The sequence below is a fragment of the Achromobacter sp. MFA1 R4 genome (assembly GCF_900156745.1).
Lineage (GTDB): Bacteria > Pseudomonadota > Gammaproteobacteria > Burkholderiales > Burkholderiaceae_B > Achromobacter.
On record NZ_LT707065.1, the window covers coordinates 916,594 to 939,583 of the forward strand.

At 68.1% G+C, this 22,990-nt stretch carries 16 protein-coding genes and 1 pseudogene; 5 read left to right on the forward strand and 12 right to left on the reverse strand.

Features of this window, described 5'->3' with window-relative positions:
- Nucleotides 1-213: 213 nt before the first annotated feature.
- Both BXA00_RS04195 and BXA00_RS29485 read right to left on the reverse strand, forming a co-directional pair.
- A complete protein-coding gene (locus BXA00_RS04195; RefSeq protein WP_231952203.1) occupies nt 214-3,117 on the reverse strand; it encodes a YadA-like family protein in 2,904 nt (967 codons plus the stop codon).
- Between the two features lie 234 nt (nt 3,118-3,351).
- Nucleotides 3,352-3,477: pseudogene (locus BXA00_RS29485) on the reverse strand (ESPR domain-containing protein); the annotation flags it as partial.
- Between the two features lie 343 nt (nt 3,478-3,820).
- Between BXA00_RS29485 and BXA00_RS04200 the strand changes: the two are divergent.
- Together BXA00_RS04200 and BXA00_RS04205 are read left to right on the forward strand one after the other, a co-directional pair.
- The gene (locus BXA00_RS04200; protein WP_076516479.1) at nt 3,821-5,041 is read left to right on the forward strand and encodes an MFS transporter; all 1,221 of its coding nucleotides are present in this window, start codon (nt 3,821-3,823) and stop codon (nt 5,039-5,041) included.
- 268 nt (nt 5,042-5,309) lie between these two features.
- Nucleotides 5,310-7,391 (forward strand): PIG-L family deacetylase, encoded by a 2,082-nt coding sequence (locus tag BXA00_RS04205; protein WP_076516482.1) that lies wholly within the window; start codon nt 5,310-5,312, stop codon nt 7,389-7,391.
- A gap of 69 nt (nt 7,392-7,460) precedes the next feature.
- Here BXA00_RS04205 and BXA00_RS04210 read toward each other — a convergent pair whose 3' ends face one another.
- Nucleotides 7,461-8,255: an enoyl-CoA hydratase gene (locus tag BXA00_RS04210; protein ID WP_076516483.1), complete on the reverse strand. Its 795-nt coding sequence runs from the start codon at nt 8,253-8,255 to the stop codon at nt 7,461-7,463.
- Nucleotides 8,256-8,399: 144 nt separating this feature from the next.
- Here BXA00_RS04210 and BXA00_RS04215 point away from each other — a divergent pair, with 144 nt between their 5' ends.
- Nucleotides 8,400-9,014, forward strand: coding sequence for an ATP-binding cassette domain-containing protein (locus BXA00_RS04215; protein ID WP_076516485.1), 615 nt, complete (start codon nt 8,400-8,402; stop codon nt 9,012-9,014).
- A 31-nt stretch (nt 9,015-9,045) separates the two neighbouring features.
- Here the strand turns inward: BXA00_RS04215 and BXA00_RS04220 are convergent, their stop codons facing one another.
- Complete coding sequence (locus BXA00_RS04220; RefSeq protein ID WP_076516487.1) at nt 9,046-9,828, reverse strand: hypothetical protein; 783 nt, start codon at nt 9,826-9,828, stop codon at nt 9,046-9,048.
- Nucleotides 9,829-9,913: 85 nt separating this feature from the next.
- Nucleotides 9,914-11,368 (reverse strand): DUF1254 domain-containing protein, encoded by a 1,455-nt coding sequence (locus tag BXA00_RS04225; protein WP_076516489.1) that lies wholly within the window; start codon nt 11,366-11,368, stop codon nt 9,914-9,916.
- Between the two features lie 410 nt (nt 11,369-11,778).
- Between BXA00_RS04225 and BXA00_RS04230 the strand changes: the two genes are divergently transcribed.
- A complete protein-coding gene (locus BXA00_RS04230) occupies nt 11,779-12,024 on the forward strand; it encodes a hypothetical protein (protein ID WP_076516491.1) in 246 nt (81 codons plus the stop codon).
- A 33-nt stretch (nt 12,025-12,057) separates the two neighbouring features.
- Here the strand turns inward: BXA00_RS04230 and paoC are convergent, their stop codons facing one another.
- Genes paoC through paoA form a run of 3 tightly spaced genes read right to left on the reverse strand, consistent with a single transcriptional unit; the run spans nt 12,058 to nt 15,846 of the window.
- Nucleotides 12,058-14,259, reverse strand: a complete 2,202-nt coding sequence (gene paoC, locus BXA00_RS04235; RefSeq protein WP_076516493.1) for an aldehyde oxidoreductase molybdenum-binding subunit PaoC — start codon at nt 14,257-14,259, stop codon at nt 12,058-12,060.
- Nucleotides 14,260-14,263: 4 nt separating this feature from the next.
- Nucleotides 14,264-15,214 carry a xanthine dehydrogenase family protein subunit M gene (locus BXA00_RS04240; RefSeq protein WP_076516495.1) on the reverse strand — a complete coding sequence of 317 codons (951 nt, stop codon included), beginning with the start codon at nt 15,212-15,214 and terminating at the stop codon, nt 14,264-14,266.
- Nucleotides 15,211-15,846: an aldehyde dehydrogenase iron-sulfur subunit PaoA gene (gene paoA / locus BXA00_RS04245; RefSeq protein WP_076516497.1), complete on the reverse strand. Its 636-nt coding sequence runs from the start codon at nt 15,844-15,846 to the stop codon at nt 15,211-15,213. The genes BXA00_RS04240 and paoA overlap by 4 nt, the downstream gene beginning before the upstream one ends.
- Nucleotides 15,847-15,980: 134 nt before the next feature.
- On the opposite strand from paoA, the gene BXA00_RS04250 reads away from it, so the two are divergent.
- A complete protein-coding gene (locus tag BXA00_RS04250; protein WP_076516499.1) occupies nt 15,981-16,637 on the forward strand; it encodes an NTP transferase domain-containing protein in 657 nt (218 codons plus the stop codon).
- Here the strand turns inward: BXA00_RS04250 and BXA00_RS04255 are convergent.
- The 4 genes from BXA00_RS04255 to BXA00_RS04270 are packed head-to-tail and all read right to left on the reverse strand — an operon-like array spanning nt 16,634 to nt 22,761.
- Nucleotides 16,634-17,812, reverse strand: a complete 1,179-nt coding sequence (locus BXA00_RS04255; RefSeq protein WP_076516501.1) for a hybrid sensor histidine kinase/response regulator — start codon at nt 17,810-17,812, stop codon at nt 16,634-16,636. The genes BXA00_RS04250 and BXA00_RS04255 overlap by 4 nt on opposite strands.
- A gap of 20 nt (nt 17,813-17,832) precedes the next feature.
- Nucleotides 17,833-18,453 carry a chemotaxis protein CheB gene (locus BXA00_RS04260; protein WP_076516503.1) on the reverse strand — a complete coding sequence of 207 codons (621 nt, stop codon included), beginning with the start codon at nt 18,451-18,453 and terminating at the stop codon, nt 17,833-17,835.
- Nucleotides 18,450-19,289, reverse strand: coding sequence for a protein-glutamate O-methyltransferase CheR (locus BXA00_RS04265; protein WP_076516505.1), 840 nt, complete (start codon nt 19,287-19,289; stop codon nt 18,450-18,452). The genes BXA00_RS04260 and BXA00_RS04265 overlap by 4 nt, the downstream gene beginning before the upstream one ends.
- A 31-nt stretch (nt 19,290-19,320) precedes the next feature.
- Nucleotides 19,321-22,761 carry a response regulator gene (locus BXA00_RS04270; RefSeq protein ID WP_076516508.1) on the reverse strand — a complete coding sequence of 1,147 codons (3,441 nt, stop codon included), beginning with the start codon at nt 22,759-22,761 and terminating at the stop codon, nt 19,321-19,323.
- Nucleotides 22,762-22,990: the final 229 nt, after the last annotated feature.

Consider the following 22,990-nt stretch of genomic DNA (forward strand, 5'->3'; position numbering starts at 1 on the left):
GAAAGGGTTTTGGCAGTCGAGACTGTAGGGACGGAACCTGATAAGACACATCAAAGGTTTCTTAAATGGCGGACTCGCATGTCGATTTTCGTAAAAATTCGAATGCCCCTTTCTGCCTTTCCCAACTGCAAACGCCCTTGCCGCCCATCGCAAAGAATGGGACGGCAAGGGCGTTCGGCTTTCGCGGGCGCCTGTCCTATCTGGCGCTAGCGCTTACCACTGCATCGAGGCGCCGATGCCGGCGGTGGCGCCGCCCGAGGCGATGCCCACGCCCGCCTTCAGCTTGATGCGGTCATTCACGCGCGCCGACGCGCCCAGCGCCACGGCCTGATAACCGCGATAGGTGGAGGCGCCCATGCCCAGCGCAAAGCGCTTGCCCGGGTCCACGTCGGGAATCATGGTCAGCGCGGTGGTGGCGGCAATGCCGGAATAGGCATTGCGCGCCACGTTGTCCAGCGCCTTGTTGGTCTGGTCCAGGCGGCTGTCCAGGCGGTTCAGGCCCTGGCGGTTTTGCTGCACGCCGCTGTCCAGCGAACCCAGCGCGTCGCCCACCGTGTTGTAGGTCTGGCCGTCCACCTGATACGACGGGCCGGTCACCGCGCCAGTGGCGGCATCGATGCGCGCGCCGCCGCCCAGGCTGGCCACCACCGGATCCAGTTGGCCCACGTTCACGGCGTCGGTCTTTTGCGTGCCGGCCGCCACGCGGGTCACCTGGCGCTCGGCGCCCTTGGCGCCCACGGACACCGAGTTCGCGCGGTCGGCCACTGAACCGGCGCCCAGCGCCACGCTGTTGGCCGCCGACGCCGAGGCGTTGGAACCGATCGCCACGGCCTTGGTGCCTGCGCCCGCCACCGCCGCATCGCTGCCGTCGCCGGCGCCGTCCGCCTTGACGTAAGCACCGGCGGCACTCATTTCACCCACCTTCTCCGTCAGGGCGTAGATCTGGCTGCCGTTCACGGCGTCCGTGCTATCGGCCGAGATGACGCCGTTGGCCACGCCCGTGATCTTGCGAGCGCCGTCCGTGCCACCCATGTCGATCACGGTGCCGCCCTTGTCTGCGGCGATGGAAATCTCGCCATTGCCGGACTCTTCCTTGACCAGGCCCATCGCGCCGCTGCTCACTTGCGCCGCCATGTTGTTGACCGTCGTCTGCATCTGGGTCACCCGGCTGTCCAGGCCCGTCACGGCAGCGCCAACCGAGCGGTACACCGTCCCGCCCACGCTGTACGACGGCGCGGCAATCGAACCGTCCGCATTGACGAAGGCGCCGCCGCCCATCGCGCTGGCGACCGAGTCGCTCACGCGGTAGAGCTGTCCGCCGTTTACCGCATGCAGGCTGCCCGCCGCGACCACGCCATCCGCCACGCCGTTCAACTGGCGCGCGCCGGCCGTGCCGGTGATGTCGACCAGATTGCCGTCCTGATCCTTGCCGACCGTCAGGGCGCGCGTCGTCGCGTCCTGCTTGACCAGGCCCAGTTCGCCGCCGCTGATGCTAGCCGTCAGGTTGTTCAGGTTCGTCGTGTTCTGCGCGACCAGCCCATCCAGCGTGTTCAGCGCCGTGGTGTTGGCCAGCACGTTCTGGTTGGTGGCGTAGAGCTGCGAACCATTGACCGCATCCAGGCTGGCCGCGTCCAGCGTACCGGCGGCGACGCCCGTCAGCTTGCGCGCGCCGGCCGTGCCGGCAAAGTCCACCAGCGAGCCGTCCAGATCCTTGGCAACCGTGATGGTCTTGGACACGGCATCCTGGCGCACCAGGCCCGATTCGCCCGTGTTCAGCGCCTGCGTCAGGTTGGTGATGTCGCCCGAGTTCTGCGTCACGCGGCTGTCCAGCGAAGTGATGGACGACGTGTTCGACGTCACGCGGCCATCGAGGCTGGTGATGGAGGTGGTGTTGGTGGTTACGCGAGTATCCAGGCCCGTGATAGCCGACGTGTTGGCGGCAACGTTCTGGTTCGTCGAGTACAACTGCGAGCCGTTGACCGCATCCACGCTGGCCGCGTCCAGCGTCCCGGCGGCGACGCCCGTCAGCTTGCGCGCGCCGGCCGTGCCGGTCATGTCCACCAGCGAACCGTCCAGGTCCTTGGCCACGGTGATGGTCTTGGACACGGCATCCTGGCGCACCAGGCCAGATTCGCCGTTGTTCAGCGCCTGCGTCAGGTTGGTGATGTCGTCTGCGGACTGGGTCACGCGGGTATCCAGGCCGGTGATCGCCGACGCGTTGGCGGCGACGTTCTGGTTCGTCGTGTACAACTGCGCGCCATTGACGGCATCCAGGCTGGTCGCATGCACCGTGCCGGCGGTCACGCCGGTCAGCCTGCGCGCGCCTTCCTTGCCCGACAGATCCACCACGGTGCCGAACAGCTCGTCCGCGACCTCGATGTTCTTGGACACGGGGTTCTGGCGCACCAGGCCCGACTCGCCGTTGTTCAGCGCCTGCGTCAGGTTGGTGATGTCGCCCGCGGACTGGGTCACGCGGGTGTCCAGCGAAGTGATGGACGACGTGTTCGACGTCACGCGGCCATCGAGGCTGGTGATGGAGGTGGTGTTGGTGGTTACGCGCGTATCCAGGCCGGTGATGGCCGACGTGTTGGCCAGGACGCTCTGGTTGGTGGAATAAAGCTGCGCGCCGTTGACCGCATCCACGCTGGCCGCGTCCAGCGTCCCGGCGGCGACGCCCGTCAGCTTGCGCGCGCCGGCCGTGCCGGCAAAGTCCACCAGCGAGCCGTCCAGGTCCTTGGCGACCGTGATGTTCTTCGACACGGCGTCCTGCAGCACCAGGCCCGACTCGCCGTTGTTCAGCGCCTGCGTCAGGTTGGTGATGTCGCCCGAGTTCTGCGTCACGCGGCTGTCCAGCGACGTGATGGACGACGTGGTTGAGGTCACGCGGCCATCGAGGCTGGTGAGGGACGCCGTGTTGGACGTCACTCGGCTATCCACGTCGATGATCGCCGACGCCTGGGCCGCGACGTCCAGGTTCGTCGCGTGCAGCTGCGAGCCATTGACGGCGTCCTGGCTGGTTGGATCCAACGAGGCGGCGCCGACCTGCGTGATCTTGTTGCCGTTCATGTGGACGTCGTTCAGCATCGAAATACCGCTGGTGCCCTTCAACTCCAACACGCCAGTGTTATAGCCGGTGATACGCGCAGTCGAAGCCGAAAAGCCGCCGCCGCCGTTGTCAGCGCCAGCATTGTTCAACGAGAAGGTCATGCCTGTGACCGTACAACCCAACCCGCCCGGCACGCCTGACGAGCCTATGGTAGACCCCGTACTGGTCGTGGGATCGCAGAGCTGGAGTCCCGTTCCGGCCGCGAGGGCAGACGGCGCGTGGCTCATGGCTCCCAAGCCGCTCAACACCAAGACTGCCGACGTTGCGGCACGGCGCGCCCGACCGGGCTTGCTGCGCGAACGAGCGGTTTCGGACACGGCCACCCACGTGTTGGAGGCGGCATTCCAGACGAGCATAAAGATGTGGTTCATTTGTAAGCAGGTATCCGCCGCGCGTCGTACACGCAGCACAGTCGTTGCCAGGGCCACCGGGTAGGAATTGCCCCACAACCTATTGTTGAATAAGGGTTTTTTTGAAAACACGACTGTAGAGACGGGACCGCGCACGAAACATCGAAGGTTTCTTAAATTGCGGTGCTCCAATTGTCAGGATTCGTAAACGAGCAAGCGCCGCACGGCCCGCGGCCCACGCATTGGGCCCCGCCCACGCCCGTGCCGAAGCGTCATCCCGGGCCGACATGCAAATGACAGGTTCCGCCCCCTACAATGCGGCTGTTGCATCGCAGCATTCCGCAATCCCCGCTTCGTCGTCTCCATGCCCCACTCCTTCTCCTCCCAGCACCGGCCCGGCCTGGTGCTGCTTGCGCTTGCCATCGGCAGCTTCGCCATCGGCACCACCGAATTCGCCACGATGAGCCTGCTGCCCTATTTCTCGCAGTCGCTCGGCATCGACGCGCCCACCGCCGGGCACGTAATCAGCGCCTACGCGCTGGGCGTGGTGGTGGGCGCCCCCATCCTGGCCGTGCTGGGCGCCCGCATGCCGCGCCGCCGCCTGCTGATCGCCTTGATGGGCCTGTTCGCCATCGGCAACGGCCTGAGCGCGATCGCGCCTGATTACCACTGGATGCTGTTCTTTCGCTTTCTGAGCGGCCTGCCGCATGGCGCCTACTTCGGGATCGCGTCGCTGGTGGCCAGTTCGATGGTGCCGGCCAGCCGCCGCACCGTGGCCGTGGGCCGCGTGTTCCTCGGCCTGACCGTCGCCACCATCGTGGGCGTCCCCCTGGCCAACTGGCTGGGCCAGGTCATCGGCTGGCGCTGGAGCTTCGGGCTGGTGTCGCTGCTGGCGCTGCTCACCATGATCAGCGTCCACCGCTACGCGCCCGACACCCCGGCCGACCCGCACGCCAGCCCGCTGCGCGAGCTGAGCGCGCTGGGGCGCGGCCAGGTCTGGATCACGCTGGCGATCGGCGCCGTCGGTTTCGGCGGCCTGTTCTCGGTCTACACCTATCTGGCCGACACGCTGGCGGCCGTCACGCAGGTCACGCCGGCCACCGTGCCGCTGGTCCTCAGCGCGTTCGGCGTGGGCCTGACGGTGGGCAATATGGTCGTGCCGGTCTTTGCCGACCGCGCCGTCATGCGCACCGCCGGCCTGCTGCTGCTGTGGTCGGCCGTGGTGCTGGCCCTCTTTCCGCTGATGGCGCACAACGTCTGGCTGATCACCCTGAACGTGTTCCTGGTCGGCGTGGGCGGCGCGCTGGGCACGGTGTTGCAAACCCGGCTGATGGACGTGGCGGGCGACGCCCAGGGGCTGGCCGCCGCGCTCAACCATTCCGCCTTCAACACCGCCAATGCGCTCGGGCCCTTTTTGGGCGGCCTGGCCATCGCGGCGGGGTTCGGCTGGACGTCGACCGGCTGGGTCGGCAGCCTGCTCGCCATCGCCAGCATGCCCCTGTGGCTGTGGGCCGTGGTCCTGGAACGCCGGGTGCGCGCCGCGCGCGCGGGCAAGCTGGCAGCCTATGCAGAATCGGCAAGTTGACGAGGACCGGGACGTCTTTGCCGGCGTCCCCGTTTACCGTGCGGGACGTCGACCACGCGTCCCCGATTCGCGCCGCGCTGGCGGGCTTCGCGTCCCCGGCTTCACGTCCCTGGCTTCACGTCCCCGTTTATTCCGGGAAAAAGCGTCTGCCCCACACCACACCGGGGCAACCGCCTATTGCAGGCGGCGCCGGCGCCACAGCTATACTTTGCGCACTCTTTACCACCCTCAAGACGCGCTGCACCTCTCTTGCTGCAGCGCTTTTTTTATGCCCGCTTTGACTGCCTTGCTGCGCCCCCTGTGCCTGGCGCTCTGCTGCCTGGCCGCAGCCCTCGTTTCCACCCAGGCATTGGCCGCGCCGCCCACCCTGGCCCAGTGCCACGGCATCAAGGATCTCGCCTTCGTCGCGCACCTGGATGACGACCTGCTCTTCATGAATCCCGACGTCGCCGCCAACATCGAGGCGGGCGGTTGCGTGCGTGTCGTCTACCTGACCGCCAGCGACGCCGGCGAAGGCGAAGGCTATATGCTGGGCCGCGAGCGCGGCGTGCGCGCCGCCTATGCCTACATGGCGCGCGAGCCGGACGCGTGGATCGAAGACACCGGCATCGTCGCCAGTCGCCAGATCGCGCGGTTCACGCTGCAGGGCAACCCGCGCGTACAGCTTTGGCACATGCGCCTGAAAGACCCCTGGCTGGGCAATGGCTGGGGCAGCCTGACGCCGCTGAGCCGCACCGAATCCGAACCGGGCCAACCCGTTGACACGCTGGGCCCCCACGCCGAGACCTACACCCGCGAACAACTCGTCGACACCCTGGCGGAAATGATCCGCCAATATGGCCCCACCACCGTGCGCCATCTGGACGACACGATCAGCGTCCCCTATACCCAACTGTGCTGGCGCTGCGCCGGCCATGGCCATCCGGACCACATCGCCAGCGCCCGGCTGGCGCGCGAGGCGATGCTGCGCGCGCCCGGCAATTACGCCGAAACCGGCTACATCGATTACCCCAGCCAGGAGCGCGCCACCAACCTGGCCGACGCCGAGATCGCAAACAAGTCGGTGATCTTCCAGCACTACGCCTGGAACGACTACCACTACTGCGCCGGTCCCACGGGATGCAAGGAACCCGCAGGCCCCGCGGCCGCCTGGGTGCAGCGCGCCTACTACGTGTCGCGCCACGACGTCGCGCCGCAGCTTTACCCGGACGGGCGCGGCGGCCTGGTCATCTTCGCCGCGGGCGAAACCAACGCCGCCATCAACCGCTGGGATTCGGGCGAGCAGCGTTGGCACAGCCTGGGCGGCCGCACCGCCGGCCCGGTGGTTTCATTCGCCCATGCCGACGGCACGGCCGGCCTGATGGCGCGCGATCCGCTGGGCGGCGTGTGGGCCAACAAGCAGCGCCATGACGGCACCTGGCAAGGCTGGCAGGCGCTGAGCGGGCTGCGCGTCACGCAGATCCCGGCCGTGGCGCCGCGCGGCGAGGCCGCCGCGGTGGCGCTGGGCTACGACGGCCTGCTGCACTGGATCGCGCCCTCGGGCATCGACGGCAGCTGGAGCCCCTGGCAGGCCCTGCCGGCGCTCGAAGGCGCCACCGGTTCGCCGGCCGCCGCGCGCGGCGCCGATGGCCGCTATGTCGTTTTCGCCATGGCCGCCAAGGGCGCGCTTTTCTACACCCGCCAGCTCCCGGCCGACAAGGGCCGGCGACCTGAATGGCAAGGCTGGCGCCGCGTCGCGGCCCCGGAGGCGGCCGGTGGGCTGGCCGCCATCCGCAACCACGAAAACCGGGTCGAACTCTACTTCCGCCAGCGCGCCGACAATCACCTGACGCGATTGGTGGAAGCCGGCGACACCACCGATCTGGACATGGACTGGAGCGCCCCGACGGACATGGGCGTGCCCTACATCGGCCGCCCCGCCATCACCGCCGACAAGCAGGGCAATGTGGTGCTCGCCCTGCTGGAGCGCGCGGGCGGACAGCTCTGGTTGCTGGACCGCGGCAAGCTCGAGAAGCTGGACGCCGCCGCCGCGTCGCCCCCCGCGATCAGCCTGATCGACGGCACGCTGTACCTCGTCGCGCGCGCCGCCGGCAAGCCGCAGCGCTACCAGGTGCTCTCGCGCCGCAGCGGCGCCTGGACCGCGAACCTGACGCTGGATGGCGTCCCGGCCAGCGGCGGCGGTCCGTTCGCGAGCGTGGCTGCCCGCCCCGCCGACCTGCCCAACCTGGGCGCGGCCAGCGCCAACACGGCCGTCGTCGTGCGCCCATCGGCGGGCGAAGCCGACGCGCTCACCGTCGAGCGCATGCCGGCCCAGACCTCGCGGATCGCAAACCCGACCAGCGTGCAATAAGCCAGCCCGCGGGCCGCGGCGAGCCTGCTCGCCGCCAGTCCCGCCCCCCTGCGCGCCCCTAAGCCCCCCCTACGCCCCCACGCCGCGCTGCTTGCGCGTCAGGAACGGCGCCATGTACCGGCGCGGCTCGTCGGTCATGAATGCCTCGCCGAAGGCGTCCACGCTGCGGTCCAGCCCGTCCTGGATGGTGGATTCCGTCCAATGGCGCAGCAAGGCCTTCTGCGAGCGGACCGCGAGCGGGCCGCTCGCCGCGATGGACGAGGCGGTGCGTTCGACCAGCGAGTCCAGCTCGCCCTCCTTGGCCACGAATTCCAGAAAGCCCCAGTCCCGCGCCTGCGCCGCATCGACCGTCTCGCCGGTCAGCAGCAGCCAGTTCGTCGGCCCCTGGCCGATGAGCCCGGGCAACAGCACCGCATGGATCACCGACGGAATGCCCACGCGCACCTCGGGCATGCCGAACACGGCGTCCGGCGAGCCCAGCCGGATGTCGCAGGCCGCCGCCAATTCCATGCCGGCTCCCAGGCAAAATCCCTGCAGCCGCGCGATGGTGGGAACCGGGATGCGCCACACCGCATCGCACAGGTCGCGCAGGCGGGAGATGAAGGCGCGGGCGCCCTGCGGGTCCAGGCCGGCCATCTCGTGGATGTCGGCCCCGCCCACGAAGGCCCGCTCCCCCGCCCCCCGGATGACCACCGCGCGCGCATCTTCCTGCGCGGCGATCCAGCGCACCGCGTCGGTCAGGCCGAGCGTGACGGCGGAGGCCAGGATGTTCAGGCTTTTGGCGTCGTGGATCTGCAGGGTATAGACACCGCGCGCGTCGCGCGTCACGAGGGCATGGGGAAAATCGGGAATGGACGGGGTCATGCAAGCTCCAGCTTGGGCGTCGAGGCCGTTCATTGTTCAACCGGCGCCGGACGCGCCACGATTCATGAGCGTAGCGCGATTCGGCCTGCCGGACGGGACCGCGGGACGCTGGCCGCTCGCTGCGTTCCTGCGTACACTTGCCGCATGCTACGCATCGACAATCTCAGCAAGCGCTACGGCGACCATATCGTGTTTGAGGGCTTGAAGCACGCCTTTGCGCCCGGCTGCGTGGCGCTGTGCGAAGAAGACAGCACCGGCAAATCCAGCCTGCTGGGCATCATCGCGGGCGCCATTGCGCCAGACGGCGGAGACGTGCTCATCGGCGGCCATTCGCTGCGCGACGCGCCGCAATTGGCGCGGGCCCGCCTGGCCTATGTGCCGGACAACTGCATGCAGTTTCCCGGACAGACTGGGCGCGGCCTGCTGGAACAGGCCGCCCTGGCCAAGAACGCGCCGTTGGACGACGCGATACTCGATCTGGCCCGCCGGCTGGGGTTGGAACCGCATCTGGACAAGCGCTTCGAGCAGATGTCCACGGGCACGCGCCGCAAGGTGTACCTGACGGCCGCCGCGCTGGGCGATCCGGCCGTGGTGGTGGCCGACGGCCCCAGCAATGGGCTGGACGCGCAGGCGCGCGGGGTGCTGGCCGACGTGTTCAAGACCTGGGCGCGGGATCGCGTCGTGCTGTTCGCCAGCCATGACCCCGAACTCGTGCAGGCCTGCGGCGCGACGACAGTGAACGTCGCCGACCTGCGCTGAGCGCAAGGCCGGGCGCCGCCCCGCAAGCGGTTCAGAACCGGATCGTCAAGCCCGCGATCGGCCCCTGCAGCACCGCGTCGTATTTGAAGCCGTTGCGGTCGTAGTCCACGCCCATCGCGCGGTAGCCGATCGTGCCCGAGATCATCTTGCTGAAGTTGTAGCCGATGCCGACGCCCACGTCCCAGTCCGCCTGCGCGCCGCCCGCGCCCACCATGCCCCAGCCGGTCAGGTAGGCCTTGGGGCTGAAGGCGTAATTGCCGCGCACGCCCACCAGCAGGTCCACCCAGGTGGCGCTGTCGCTGTCCTTCCTGCCGTTCGCGAGCGCGCCCTTGAAGGTGATGTCGGTGTCCACCGACCACACCCGCAGTCCCGCGACGACATCCAGGTCGTGGGCCGACTTGTCGAGCACGGAATAGCCCATGCCGATCAGGCCCGTGAAGGACTCACTCTTCACATCCGCGCTGCTGGCCAGGATGCCGCGCGGCGTGTCCCCTTGCGCGCCGAGCTTCACGTAGATCAGATCGCCGAAAATGCTGTAGCGGTCCTTGCGCGCGTCGCCCATCAGCATGGCCGCGAAATCCAGGTTGTCGAAGATTTTGTCGAAGCTCGCGTCGATATCGATCACGGGAAGCCGCCGATGCGAGACCTTGCCCGACAGCCCCGCCGCCCAGAAGTACGGCGAGACCGAGAATTTCCATTCGTTCGAGACCGTGGAATCCATAACCGGCGCTGGCTGCGGCGCGGCGTCGGCCGCGGCGGCAGACCCGGCATGGAGCATGGCGCATGCCAGGCAGAGCGTGATGTGCTTGTTCATCGCGAAATCCCTCCAGCCCGTAGGCCTGACGAGACAACCGGGGCTCGCTCCGCCCTGCGAACGGGCCCCGGGCGCCCTGGCCGCGTCAGCTCACGCGACGCACCGCCGGCACGGTCCACGAGCCGTTGATGATCGACGGATCGCTTTCATTGGGCCAGTAAAGCCGCATCATCAGGATGAACCTGCCCTTGGGCGCCGGCAGCCAGTTCGACTCGAGCTCCGGCCCTGGCGATTCATGCTGGATCAGCAGCTCGGTCGACCCGTCCGGCTTGCGCTTGAGCGCCTGGCGTTCGCTGATGGAGTAGCGGTTCAGCGGGTTGTCGACGAAAAAGTAGTTCTGGTCGTACATCGTCAGCGACCAGAATCCCGACACGGGCGGCAGTAGCCCTTTCCGGAAGGTCAGCACGTACCTCTCGGACCCGTTGTACTCGCGCTGGAACGCGCCGTTGGTCGACTTCAAGGATGTCGGATACACGGCGTCCTGCGGCCGGTTCGCGCCCAGCCCGATGGCCGTGACCAACGCGCGTTGCAGATAGTTGGTGCCGTAAATCCCCGTCTTGGTCGTGAAGCCCCAGCCATCGATATGCTGGATATCCCCGTCGTCGGACCGGAAGTGCGCCATGATCCGCGCGAAGGCGGTTTGCGGCACGCGTTTGGCGAAATCGGCCGGCAGCTTGGACGGGTCGAAGTCCTGGCCCGGCACGATGCCGATCATTGCCAGCTTCTCCACCATCGGCGCGTCGGCCACGGTCGGCGGATTGCGCTTGAGCAATTGCGCAAACAGGGCGAAATAATCGGCCGCGGACATGTTGTTGACCTGATCGCGCACCGGCATCTTCATGTCGATCGCCGGATCGACCTTGCCCTGCGGCGCTTTCCAGTCCTTGCCCCAGCCGCTCAGCGGCGCGATCTTCACCTGGTCCTGCAGCTTGTGCACTTCGGCGTAGTCCTCCGGCGTGCCCGTGCAATAGATGCGGCCCAGCAGCCACACGATGCTGGTCGGCGACTTGTACTGCTTCATGCCTTGCGGCACCGTTCCCTCCCAGCCCGGGCCCGTCACCACGAAGGTCTGCGCGCCGGTGCCCGTCGTGCGCTTGCCAGGAACGTCGAACACGGTCGTCCATCCGTCCAGCAGCGGAAACAGGGCATAGCGCCCGTTCAGGTCCGGCAGGCTCACCACCCAGGGCTCGTCGCCCACATCGAAAAAGGCGGTGGTGTACAGCGTGTCGGCGTTCGGCGCCGTCACGTCGCGGAACTTGGCGTTGGGGTATTCGCGCAGCTTGATGAGCTGGCCCATCGGCGCGCGGGTGCCCTTGGGCTCCGTGACGTTCGTGATGACCCGGCGGGTCATCTCCATCGTCACCAGCGGGTAGGCATAGATGTAGGCGTCGGTGGCCACGGCAAACCGGTCATCGGCCTCTGGAATATTCGCCACCAGCCCTTCCGAGGCGGCGGCCGAGGCGCGGAAAGCCGGCCCCAGGGATCCTGCGGTCAGCAGGGCAAGTCCCCCTGCGTTCATCTTGCGGCGTGTCAGCTTCATTGTTGTCGCTCCAATGGATGGTTTCGGCGAAGTTCACTGAGGGGACTTCCGACATGCACGGCGATATTCTTTCCAAGCTACGGCGCAATCGATGTTGAGGTGGGTGGCACGCTCCGTGGGTCAGGGTAGGTGGGCAAAGGGCAAGCGGCGGCAACGAGGGGCGGCAGGGGCGCGCGGCCCCCTCGCATGACAGGACTGGGGAAAGGATGAGCTTGCTCAATCTATGCGCAGTTCCTGGCGCGCTCAATCCGCCGGAATGATTACGACCCTCCGCCTATGGTCGCAATCCGGCACGACGCCGAACGCGCCGTGCGGCAATGCCGCCACATTAATTTGGTGCCGAATGGTCTTCCTCCCGAATGCGAGGTAGTTTTATCCCCTGATAACCCGGTTCAAGAGGGAGCGATGCCATGCAGACGCACTACAAGAAGCGGGCGACCGAACTGGTCGCGGTCGGGTCGGATGGGACGACCTACATCATCGAGCGGCGCAGCAAGGCGCTGCCCTGCGATGACGGGGAGCAGGCCTTCTTTTACTGCTGCGTGCAGGACGGAAGACCCGTCTCGTGGCTGGGGGAAAGCCGATACGCGCTGCCAGACGGCACTGAGTTGCGCGCCATCGCGTGCCGGCTCGCGGATGCGCCGCCGACGTCGTGAACCCCTGGCGGGGCCTCGGGCTGCTCGCGCCGGTCACGCCTGCGCGGGCAGCCCTGCCAGCAACTTGTCCAATGTCACCGGATAGTCCCGCACGCGCACGCCCGTGGCGTTGTACACGGCGTTGGCGATCGCCGCCGCCACGCCGCACAGGCCCAGTTCGCCGACGCCCTTGGCCTTCATGGGCGAGGACACCGGATCGACTTCGTCCAGGAAGATGACCTCTTGCCGCGGAATGTCCGCGTGCACGGGCACTTCGTAGCCCGCCAGGTCGTGATTGACGAAATAGCCCAGCCGGTGGTCGATGGCCAGTTCCTCCATCAACGCCGCCCCCACGCCCATGGTCATGGCGCCGATGACCTGGCTGCGGGCCGTCTTGGGATTGAGGATGCGCCCGGCGGCGCAGACCGCCAGCATGCGCCGCACACGGGTCTCTCCCGTCGCGGCGTCCACGGCCACTTCCACGAAATGCGCGCCGAAAGTGGATTGCTGGAATTGCTTGTCCAGATCGCCGAACTCGATCGCATCCTCCGCGATCAGTTCGCCGCCCGACACCGCGCGGGTCAGCGGCGCGCTGCGCCCGCCCGCGTCGGTGACCGCGCCATCGGCGAACACCGCGCCCTCCCCGTTGAAACCCAGGCGTTCCAGCACGCTGGCGCGCAGCTTCACGCAGGCCGCGTACACGCCCGCGGTCGAACTGTTGGCGCCCCATTGCCCGCCCGATCCCGCGGACACGGGATAGTCCGAATCGCCCAGCCGCACCACCACGCGGGAAAGCGGCACGCCCAGCATCTCGGCGGCCGTCTGCGCAATGACGGTATAGCTGCCCGTGCCGATGTCGGTCATGTCGGTCTCGACGATGACGCGCCCCGCCGCATCCAGCCGCACGCGGGCAGCGGACTTGGTCACCAGATTGTTGCGGAACGCGCTGGCCACGCCCAGGCCGATGAGCCAGCGCCCTTCCCGGCGCGTGCCCGGCGCGGCGTCCCGCCGGTCCCAGCCGAAATGACGCGCGCCGGTCTGCAGGCAGTCGACGAAACGCCGGCCCGAGAAGGGCCGCGACGGATCGGTGGGATCGACCTGCGTGTCGTTCAGGATGCGGAACTGCACGGGATCCATGTCCAGCGCATGCGCCATCTCGTCGATGGCGATCTCCAGCGCCATCATGCCGGGCGCCTCGCCGGGCGCGCGCATGGCGTTGCCTTCGGGCAGGTCCAGCGTCATCAGGTTGAGCGCCGTCCGCTGATGGGCGCCCGCGTACAGCAGTTTGGTCTGTTGCACGGCCTCTTCGGGCTGACCGTCCGGCAGGTCGCCGGACCAGCTTTCATGCGAAATGGCCGTAAGCCGGCCGTCGCGCCCGGCGCCCAACCGGATGCGCTGGATGGTGGCGGGCCGGTGCGTCGTGTTGTTGAAGATCAGCGGGCGCGGCAACGCCACCTTGACCGGCCGGCCCGCCGCACGCGCGCCCAGGGCGGCCAGCAGCGCGTCGGCGCGCACGAAGAGCTTGCCGCCGAAGCCGCCGCCGATATAGGGGGAAATCAGGCGGACGTTTTCCTTGGGAATGCCCAGCGTCCGGGCGACGTCGGAGCGGCCCCACGCGATCATCTGGTTGGAGGTCCACAGGGTCAGCTTGTCGCCCTTCCAGACCGCCAGCGACGCGTGCGGCTCCATCATGGCGTGCGACTGGTCCGGCGTGGTGTAGGTGTGATCGATCCTGACCGGGGCCACCGCGAACGCGGCGTCGAAGTCGCCCACGTCCGTCTTCGGAAGGTGCTTGCCGGACTTCCCGCCCTCGCGCCTTAGCGCCGCCAGGTCGTAGTCCCCGTCGCGCCGGGCATATTGCACGCGGATCAGCCTGGCGGCCGCGCGCGCCTGTTCGAACGTGTTCGCGACCACTACCGCGATGGCCTGGTGGTAGTGCTGCACGTCCGGGCCGCCCAGCAGCGTGGCCGTGTTCATCTTGCCTTTGCCCAGCTTGCCGGCGTTCTGCGCGGTGACGACGGCCAGGACGCCGGGCGCCCTGCGCGCCGCATCGACGTCCATCGCGGTGATGACGCCTTTGGCGATGGCTGCGCCCACCACGTAGCCCACGGCCGCGTCTGGCGCGATGTCGTGATGTTCATAGGCGTAGGCGGCCTGGCCGCTGGTCTTCAACGGGCCGTCGATGCGGTCGACGGGCTGACCGACGACCTTGAGCCGGTCGATGGGGTTTTCCGCGGCGGGGGTATCGAATTTCATTGGGTCAGGTCCTCGCTTCCGTCAACACCGCACCGAGCGCACGCTGGGCCAGGGTCAGTTTGAAGCCGTTGTCGGGCGTGGGCCTGGCGCCGGCCAGCAGCGCCTCGGTCACGCGCGCGGCGCCGGACGGCAGGTGCCGCTCGGCCTCCACGCTGCGCCATGGTTGCGGCGCCACGCCGCCCAGCGCCACGCGGCCGCTGCCGTCGTCCTGCAGCACCACGCCCACCGACACCAGCGCAAAGGCAAAGGACGCGCGGTCGCGCACTTTGCGATAGAAGTGCCTGCCGCCCACGGGCTTGGGCAGCGTCACCGCGGTGATCATCTCACCGGCCGCCAGTTGGGTCTCGATGTGCGGCGTATCGCCCGGCAGCCGGTAGAAGTCCGCAATCGGGATGACGCGCCGCGTGGCGTCCGGGCGCACCGTCTCGATCTGTGCGTCCAGCAGGCGCATCGCCACCGCCATGTCGCTGGGATGGGTGGCGATGCAGGCGTCGCTGGAACCGATCACCGCGAGCTGCCGCGACACCCCGCCGATGGCCGAACAGCCGCTGCCGGGCGCGCGCTTGTTGCAAGGCTGATTGGTGTCATAGAAGTACGGGCACCGCGTGCGCTGAAGCAGGTTGCCGGCGGTGGTGGCGCGATTGCGGATCTGGGCCGACGCGCCGGCAAGCAGCGCGCGCGCCAGGACTTCATAGTCGCGGCGCACGGTCTCATCGGCGGCCAGATCGGCATTGCGCACCAGCGCGCCGATGCGCAGGCCGCCGTCTTCAGCCGGCTCGATGCGGTCCAGCCCCAGGCCGTTGACATCGACCAGATGGGCAGGCGTTTCCACCTCGATCTTCATCAGGTCCAGCAGATTCGTGCCCCCCGCGATGAAGCGCGCCCGCGGCTCGCGCGCGGCGCTGGCGGCCGCTTCGGCGGCGGTCCGGGGACGTTCATAGGTGAACGGTCTCATGCCTTGCCCTCCGCAACCTCTTCGATGGCATCGAGAATGTTGGCGTACGCGCCGCAGCGGCAGATATTGCCGCTCATGCGTTCGCGGATCTCTTCCGGCGTCAGCAGCGGGCGTTCGGACAACGACGCGGTGGCATGGCTGGGCATGCCGCGCGCGGCCTCGTCCAGCATGCCGACTGCGGAACAGATCTGCCCCGGCGTACAGTAGCCGCACTGGTAGCCGTCATGCCTGACGAACGCGGCCTGCAGCGGGTGCAGCGCGCCCGGCGTTCCCAGGCCTTCTATCGTGGTGATCTGCTGGCCATCGTGCATGACGGCCAGCGTCAGGCACGCGTTGACCCGCCGGCCCTCCAGCAGCACCGTACAGGCGCCGCACTGGCCATGATCGCAGCCCTTCTTGGTGCCGGTCAGGCGCAGGTGCTCGCGCAACGCGTCCAGCAGGGTCGTGCGCAGGTCCAGGGCCATTTCGTGCGCCTTGCCGTTCACGTGCAAGGTGACGGTGGCGGCTTCGCGCTGCCCCGCGCCGGCGGCGCGGGCCGCGGACAACGGCGCCGTGCCCATCGCCGTCGCGGAGGCCGCGCCCGCCTTCAGGAGGTTGCGCCGGGAGATCTTCATATCGTGGGGGTTTTCCAAGGCTCACTCCTATGACGGCCGGGCGGTCGCAGCGGGCGACCCTGGGGTTGCCCAGCAAATACTGTTCCCGCCCCTGGCGCGGTTTCTGGCTAAGATCTCGATCAGATCTGAAACCACGCAACCCTGACAAGAAAATGTTCGATCTCGCAACCAATCCAGACAGCGCCGTGCGCACGCAGATGGTGGGCATCCTGCTGGCCGCCGGGCATGGCCGGCGCTACGCGGATGCGGCGGCGGGACAGGACAAGCTCGTGGCCGCGCTGCCCGACGGCACGCCGGTCGTCGTGGCCGCTGCGGCATCGCTGCAAGCGGCCGCGGCGCGCGTCGTGGCGGTCACCCGCGCCGACAACGAACGGGTGGCGCGGCTGCTGGCCGAAGCGGGCTGCGAAGTCGTGACGACCGGGCCGGACGCGGACGGCATGGGCGACAGCCTGGCCATCGCCGCCCGCCACGCGCTGCGGACCTGCGCGCCCGGCATCGCGTCCTGCCTCGTGGCGCTGGGCGACATGCCGTGGATCCGCCCCGAGACGTGCCTGCGCATTGCACGGCAGGCGCTGGACCACCCGGTCGTGGTGCCGGCATGGAACGGCCTGCGCGGCCATCCCGTGGCATTTCACCGATCGATCTGGCCGTCGCTGGCGGCGCTGACGGGGGATGTGGGCGCGAGAGGCGTGTTGGCCCGCCACGGGGCGACCGAGCTGGCCGTCGACGATCCCGGGATCCGTGCCGATGTGGACACGCCCGCCGACCTGGCCGGGGCGCGCCACGACGGCCCCGGCGCTTCGCGTTAGGTCGGCGAGGCGGGGCCGGCCGCCCGGCCGCCGATCACCGTCGCGCCGGCGCAGGCCGCATGCCGCGGCAACACCACGCGGAACCGCGTCGTGTCGTCGCGCGACTCCGCGCTGATGCGGCCGCCGTGGCTCACCACGATCTGCTGCGCAATGAACAGTCCCAGGCCCAGGCCGTGATGGCCGCCCGGCCGGCGCGCGCCGCTGCGGAAAGGATTGAAGAGATGCGGCAGCAGCTCGGGCGCGATCGCGCCGCCGTTGATGACGGTGACGGCCACCTCGTCCGCCTGCTCGCCGTCGATCTCGACCTGCACCGGGGCGGTCTTGCTGCCGTGGTGCAAGGCGTTGCCCACCAGATTGGCGATCACTTGCGAGATGCGTTGGCCGTCCCAGGTGCCCGTTGCGTCGCCCCGCGCGCTCGATTCGATCTGACGGTCCGGAAAGCCCGTGCGCACCTCGTCCAGCGTGCGCTCGACCAGCGTTCCCATGCTGATCGCCGCGGGCGCCAGCGCCAGCCCGCCCGCCTGCCGGATGCGCGTCACGTCGAGCAGGTCTTCGATCAGGCACGACATGCGCTCACTGCTCTGCAGCATGCGCCGCGCGACGCTGACGATGCGCTCGTCGGCGCCCTGGCGCTGCAGCACGGTGGCGCCCATGATGATGGCCTGCAGCGGCGTGCGCAGATCGTGGCTCAACACCGCCATGAACATCTCGTTCACGCGCAGCGCCTCGGTGCGTTCTTCCAACTGCTGCGCCAGCGCGCGCTTGCGCTCGTACAGTTCGAAGAACACGTTCGCCTTGGTCCGCAGCATGTACGGGTCGATGGGCTTGTACAGGAAGTCCACCGCGCCGCTCTCGTAGCCGCGGAACTGCCAGTTTTGTTCACGCGACCCCGCGGTGATGAAGATCAGCGGAATGTGGCGGGTGCGTTCGCTGCCGCGGATCAGTTCGGCCAGTTCAAAGCCGTTCATGTCGGGCATCTGCACGTCCAGCAGCGCCAGCGCGACGTCGCCGTGGCGCAAGAGCAGCTCCAGCGCCTGCGGGCCGGACTGCGCCTTCAAGACCTCGACACGGTCGCTTGCCAGCAACGCCTCGAGCGCGATCAGGTTCTCCGGAACGTCGTCGACCAGCAGGCACTTGATGCGGTCATCGGGGGATTGGGCTGATGTCGGGTTCATAGTGTCATTGCAGGTGGGTTTCAGGGCAGAGGCTCAGTGGGCAACTGCGCGAAAACGGCGGCGATCTCCTCGGGCGTCAGGGACTGCGCCGTCGGGACCCGCGCCAGGGCGGCATCGGGCATGGTGCGCATGGCCGCCGTGTCCGGCGCCTGCACCAGCGCGCGGCCGCCTGCCGCATGAATGGCGGCCAGGCCTTCGGCGCCATCCTCGTTCGCCCCAGAAAGAAGCACGCCCAGCAGCCGATCGCCATAGCCATCGGCGGCGGACTGGAACAGCACGTCGATGGACGGCCGCGAAAAAAGCACCGGCGGATCGATGGACAGCGCCAGGCGCGGACCACGGTCCACCAGCAGGTGATAGCCGGGCGGGCCGAAATACACATGCCCGGGCAGGATGGGTTGCTGGTCCTCGGCCTCCTGCACGGGCAGGGCGCAGCGGTAGCCGAAGATCTCGACCAGCCGGCTGCGGCGGTTGCACGGCAGGTGCAGCAGCACGATGACCCCGGCCCGCAGGCCGGCGGGAAGCGCCGGCAGCAGGGCGTTCAAGGCGTCGATCGCGCCCGACGAGCCGCCGATCACGATGGCGTCCCATTGGACCTCGTCTTGCGGGCCGGCGCGAGGGTCAGGCGCGCCCCCGTTCACAGGTCGGCCTTTTTTCGGTAGATGCGGTCTGCCAGCACGAAGTCATCAAAGCCGTCGGCCTGCGCCGAAAAACGCACCGATTCCCGCGAGCCCAGGCCCAGGAATCCCCGATGCACCAACGCCTCGTGGAATAGTCCGAGCGCCCGGTTCTGCAGGTCGCGCTCGAAGTAGATCAGCACGTTGCGGCACGACACCAGGTGCACTTCGGCGAACACGCTGTCCGTGGACAGGCTGTGATCGGAGAACACCATGTGCTCGCGCAGCTTCTTGTCGAACACCACGCGGCCATACCGCGCCGTGTAGTAGTCGGACAGCGAACTGCGCCCGCCGGCCTGCGCATGGTTGGCCGTGAAGGCCGCGGCGCGGTCCAGGTCGAAGACGCCCTGCTCGGCCGCGCGCAGCGCATGCGGGTTGATGTCGGTGGCGTAGATCAGCGTGCGGTCCAGCAGCCCTTCCTCGAGCAGCAGGATGGCAAGCGAATAGACCTCTTCGCCCGTGCTGCAGCCGGCCACCCACACCTTGATCGACGGATAGGTGCGCAGGATGGGCACCACCTCATTGCGCAGCGCAAGAAAGTAGCTGGGATCGCGGAACATGTCGCTGACCTGCACCGTCAGGTACTGCAGCAGTCCCGTGAACACCGACGGGTCGTGCAGCACCCGGTCCTGCAGCTGGGACAGCGTCTTGCAGCCGAACTCCGTCAGCGCGGCGCGCAGGCGCCGCTTCAGCGATGCCTGCGCATATTCGCGGAAGTCGTAGTGGAAGCGGTGATAGATCGCATCGAGCAGCAGCCGCTGCTCGATGTCTTCGATGTGCGCCTTGTTCTGTGTGGGCATGGTGGCGATCGCTGGGTCCGGGCGGCGCGGCTTACTTGCGCATCCAGACGCGCACCAGGGACAGCAGGCGCTCCACGTCCAGCGGCTTGGCGATGTAATCGTTCGCGCCCGCGGCCAGGCATTTTTCCTGGTCGTCCTTCATGGCCTTGGCGGTCAGGGCAATGATGGGCAGCCGGCGCCATTCGGGCCGCGCGCGGATCTCGCGCATGGCCGTATAGCCGTCCATCTCGGGCATCATGATGTCCATCAGCACCAGGTCGACCGAGCGGTGCCCATTCACGCCGGCGCGGCCCAGGGCTTCCAGCGCCTCGCGCCCATTGCGCGCGATTTCCACGTGCAGGCCGGTGGGCTCCAGGATGCTCGACAGCGCGAACACGTTGCGCACGTCGTCTTCCACCACCAGCACCGTGCGGCCCTCCAGCGCGGTGTCGCGGCTGCGCGCAAGCTCCAGCATCTGGCGCTGTTGCGGCGGCAGTTCGGCCTCGACCTGATGCAGGAAAAGCGTCACCTCGTCCAGCAGGCGTTCGGGCGAGCGGGCGTCCTTGATGATGATCGACTTGGAGAAGCGGCGAAGCTGCTGCTCCTCGTCGCGCGACAGCGCCCGGCCGGTGTAGACGATCACGGGCGGGAACGACACGGCTTCCTGTTCGGCCATTTCGCGCAAGAGCTCATAGCCGCTCATGTCGGGCAGGTTCAGGTCCATCACCACGCAGTCGTAGGTGGTCTCGCGCAGCAACGCCAGCGCGTCGCCGGCATTGGCCGCCAACACGATCTGCACGTCGTCGCGGGCCAGCAGCTCGCGCACGCTGTCGCGCTGCCGGTCGTCGTCCTCGACGACCAGCACGCGCCGCACGTTCTGCGTGAACTTGGCCTCCAGGCGCTGCAGCGCGTGGACCAGTTCCTCGCGCTTGACCGGCTTGAGCGCATACCCGACCGCGCCGCGGACCAGGGCCTCCTGCGCATAATCGGCCACCGACACGATATGCACCGGGATATGGCGGGTGACCGGATTGCGCTTGAGCTGGTCCAGAACGCCCAGGCCGGAGAAGTCCGGCAGGTTGACGTCCAGCACGATGGCGTCGGGCCGCCGCTGGGCCGCCAGCGCCAGGCCGTCGGTCGCGGTGTGCGCGGTCAGGCAGCCAAAGCCCATCTCCTTGGCCAGATCGGCCAGGATGCTGGAAAAACGCTCATCGTCCTCGATGACGAGGATGGTGCGGCCAGCGGTCTCGACGGGTTCGGGGTCGGCAGCCACGGCAGGAGCCGCCGGCGCCGCCGGCGCCAACAGCGGCACCGAGAGCGCGGCATCGGCCGCATCCGCCGGCGTGGCAAAAGCAGGCCGCGCAAGCGCGGCGGACGCCTCGGCGCGGGCACGCGGCGCCGGGGAAGACGAGGCGGCCGGCTGGTCCATCGGCAACAGCAACGTGAACACGCTGCCCTGCCCCGGCGCGCTGACCAGCGTCAGCGTGCCGCCCAGGAGCTTGCTCAGATCGCGCGAGATAGACAGCCCCAGTCCCGTTCCGCCGTGCTTGCGATGGGTGCTGCCGTCGGCCTGCCGGAAGGCTTCGAATATCAGTTCGTGCTGGTCTTCGGCCACGCCGATGCCGGTGTCCTGCACCGCGAACGACAGCATTCTTCCCGGCGCCCGCGTCACGCGCAGCGCGACGAAGCCCTGTTCAGTGAACTTGATGGCGTTCGACAGCAGATTCTTGAGCACCTGCCCCAGACGCTGCGGATCGGTGTGCAGCGTGTCCGGCACGTCGCGCGCGATGTCCAGCTCCAGCGCCAGCCCCTTGTCGTGCGCCAGCGGCCGCAGCGGTTCCAGCAGCCGCTGGAGCGCCGGCGCGATGGGCACTTCCTCGAGTTCCACGGTCGCCTGGCCGGCTTCGATCTTGGCCAGATCCAGGATGTCGTTGATGAGCGCCAGCAGATCCCGCCCCGCGGCCAGGATGGTCTGCGCGTACTTCACCTGCTCGGCCGTCAGATTGCCCGGCTTGTTGTCGGAAAGCAGCTTGGCCAGGATCAGCGTGGAATTGAGCGGCGTGCGCAGCTCGTGGCTCATGTTGGCCAGGAATTCGCTCTTGTACTGGCTGGCCTGCGCGAGCAGGCGGGCCTTGTCCGTGAGCGCGCTCTGCACCCGCAGCAGCTGCTCGGCCTGGGATTCCAGGTTGACGTTGGTCTGTTCGAGTTCGGTCTGCTGCAGCTCCATGCGCGCCTGCGATTCCTGCAGGATGCGGCTCTGCTGCTCCAGTTCTTCATTGCTGACGCGCAACTCTTCCTGCTGCGTCTGCAGTTCTTCCGACTGGCGCTGCGTTTCCGCCAGCAGCGATTCCAGCCGCGTCCGGTCCATCCCGGCCCGGATCGCCGACGCCAGCATTTCCGACGCGCCTTCCAGCAGGTTGCGCTCGCTTTCGCTCACCGGATGATTGAAGCCCAGTTCGATCACGGCATACACGCGGTCATATTGCATCGCGGGCGCCACCACCAGCTCGACCGGCGTGGAGCGGCCCGTCGCCGACGAGACCTCCAGATGGCCGGTCGGCACGTTGCGCACATGCAGCAGCTTGCGCGACGCGACCGCCTGGCCCGCCAGGCCCTGCGCCGGCGGGATCTTCTGCGCGAGCCGCTCGGGCGGCAGCGCAAAACCGCCAAATAGCTCCAGCTCGCCGCCGTTGACGACATAGCCCGCGCCGACGCTCGCATTCAGGTAATCGGCCATGTAGGCCAGGGCCCGCTTGCCGATCTCGTCCAGGCGGTGGTCGCCCCGAAGCTGCAGGCTCAGGCCCGACAGGCCCGTCGTCACCCAGGCCTGTCGCGCCTTGGCGCGGTACTCGCGGATGGTCATGGCGGCCGAGCCGGCGATCAGGAACAGCAGCAGCACCGCGCCGCCCCACGAGTAATACGTCGACGTCGTCGCGGCCGAATTCCAGGAATCCCGCTCCTGCTGGATCTGGTTCATCTGGATCGCGTACAGATCGGCAACCAGCTCGCGCAGCCGGTCCATCGCTTCCTTGCCCGAGTCGGTCCGCACCACGGCCATCGCGCCTTCCACGTCGCCGGCCCGGCGCATCTCGATCGTATTGTGCAGTTCGCTCAACTTCTGCCGCGTGATGCCCGCGATGTCATTGACGATCCGGCGCTGCGCGGTGTCCTGCTGCGCGACTTCCTTGACCGTCTCCAGGCGCTGCTCGATCAGCGGCACCGAGCGCACGTAGGGTTCCAGGTAGTTCGCATCGCCGGTCAGGAGGTAACCCCGCTGCCCGATCTCGGCGTCTTTCAGGGCCGAATTGAACAGGCTGAGCTGGCGCAGCGACTCGGTGGCGCGGTCCATCGCCTGGACCGCGCGCGTGCGCGTGTCCGCGGAGCGCACGTTGACGAAGGCGATAACCAAGGTGGCTACCGCGGCCAGCACGAACCCGGCCATCAGGGTGCGGGGAAAGGCAAGGCGGCTGGCGGGCTGCGGCGATTTCAGCATGAGGTCGATTTACCGATTCAGGGGGAAAGCGCGCGATTTGCGCGATGCGAGAGCAGGAAGAATTATAGGGACGGAGAGCCGCTCAACCATCCTGCTAACTGGTGAACTATACAGGTAGCGGCACGCACCGGTTGCGTCCGGATACAACTACAACACCAACGCGGCGCCCGCATGCCCTAGGATTCCGCCTTCACGGTCTCCCGACCGCCTATTCGCGTGGCTGCCGCTT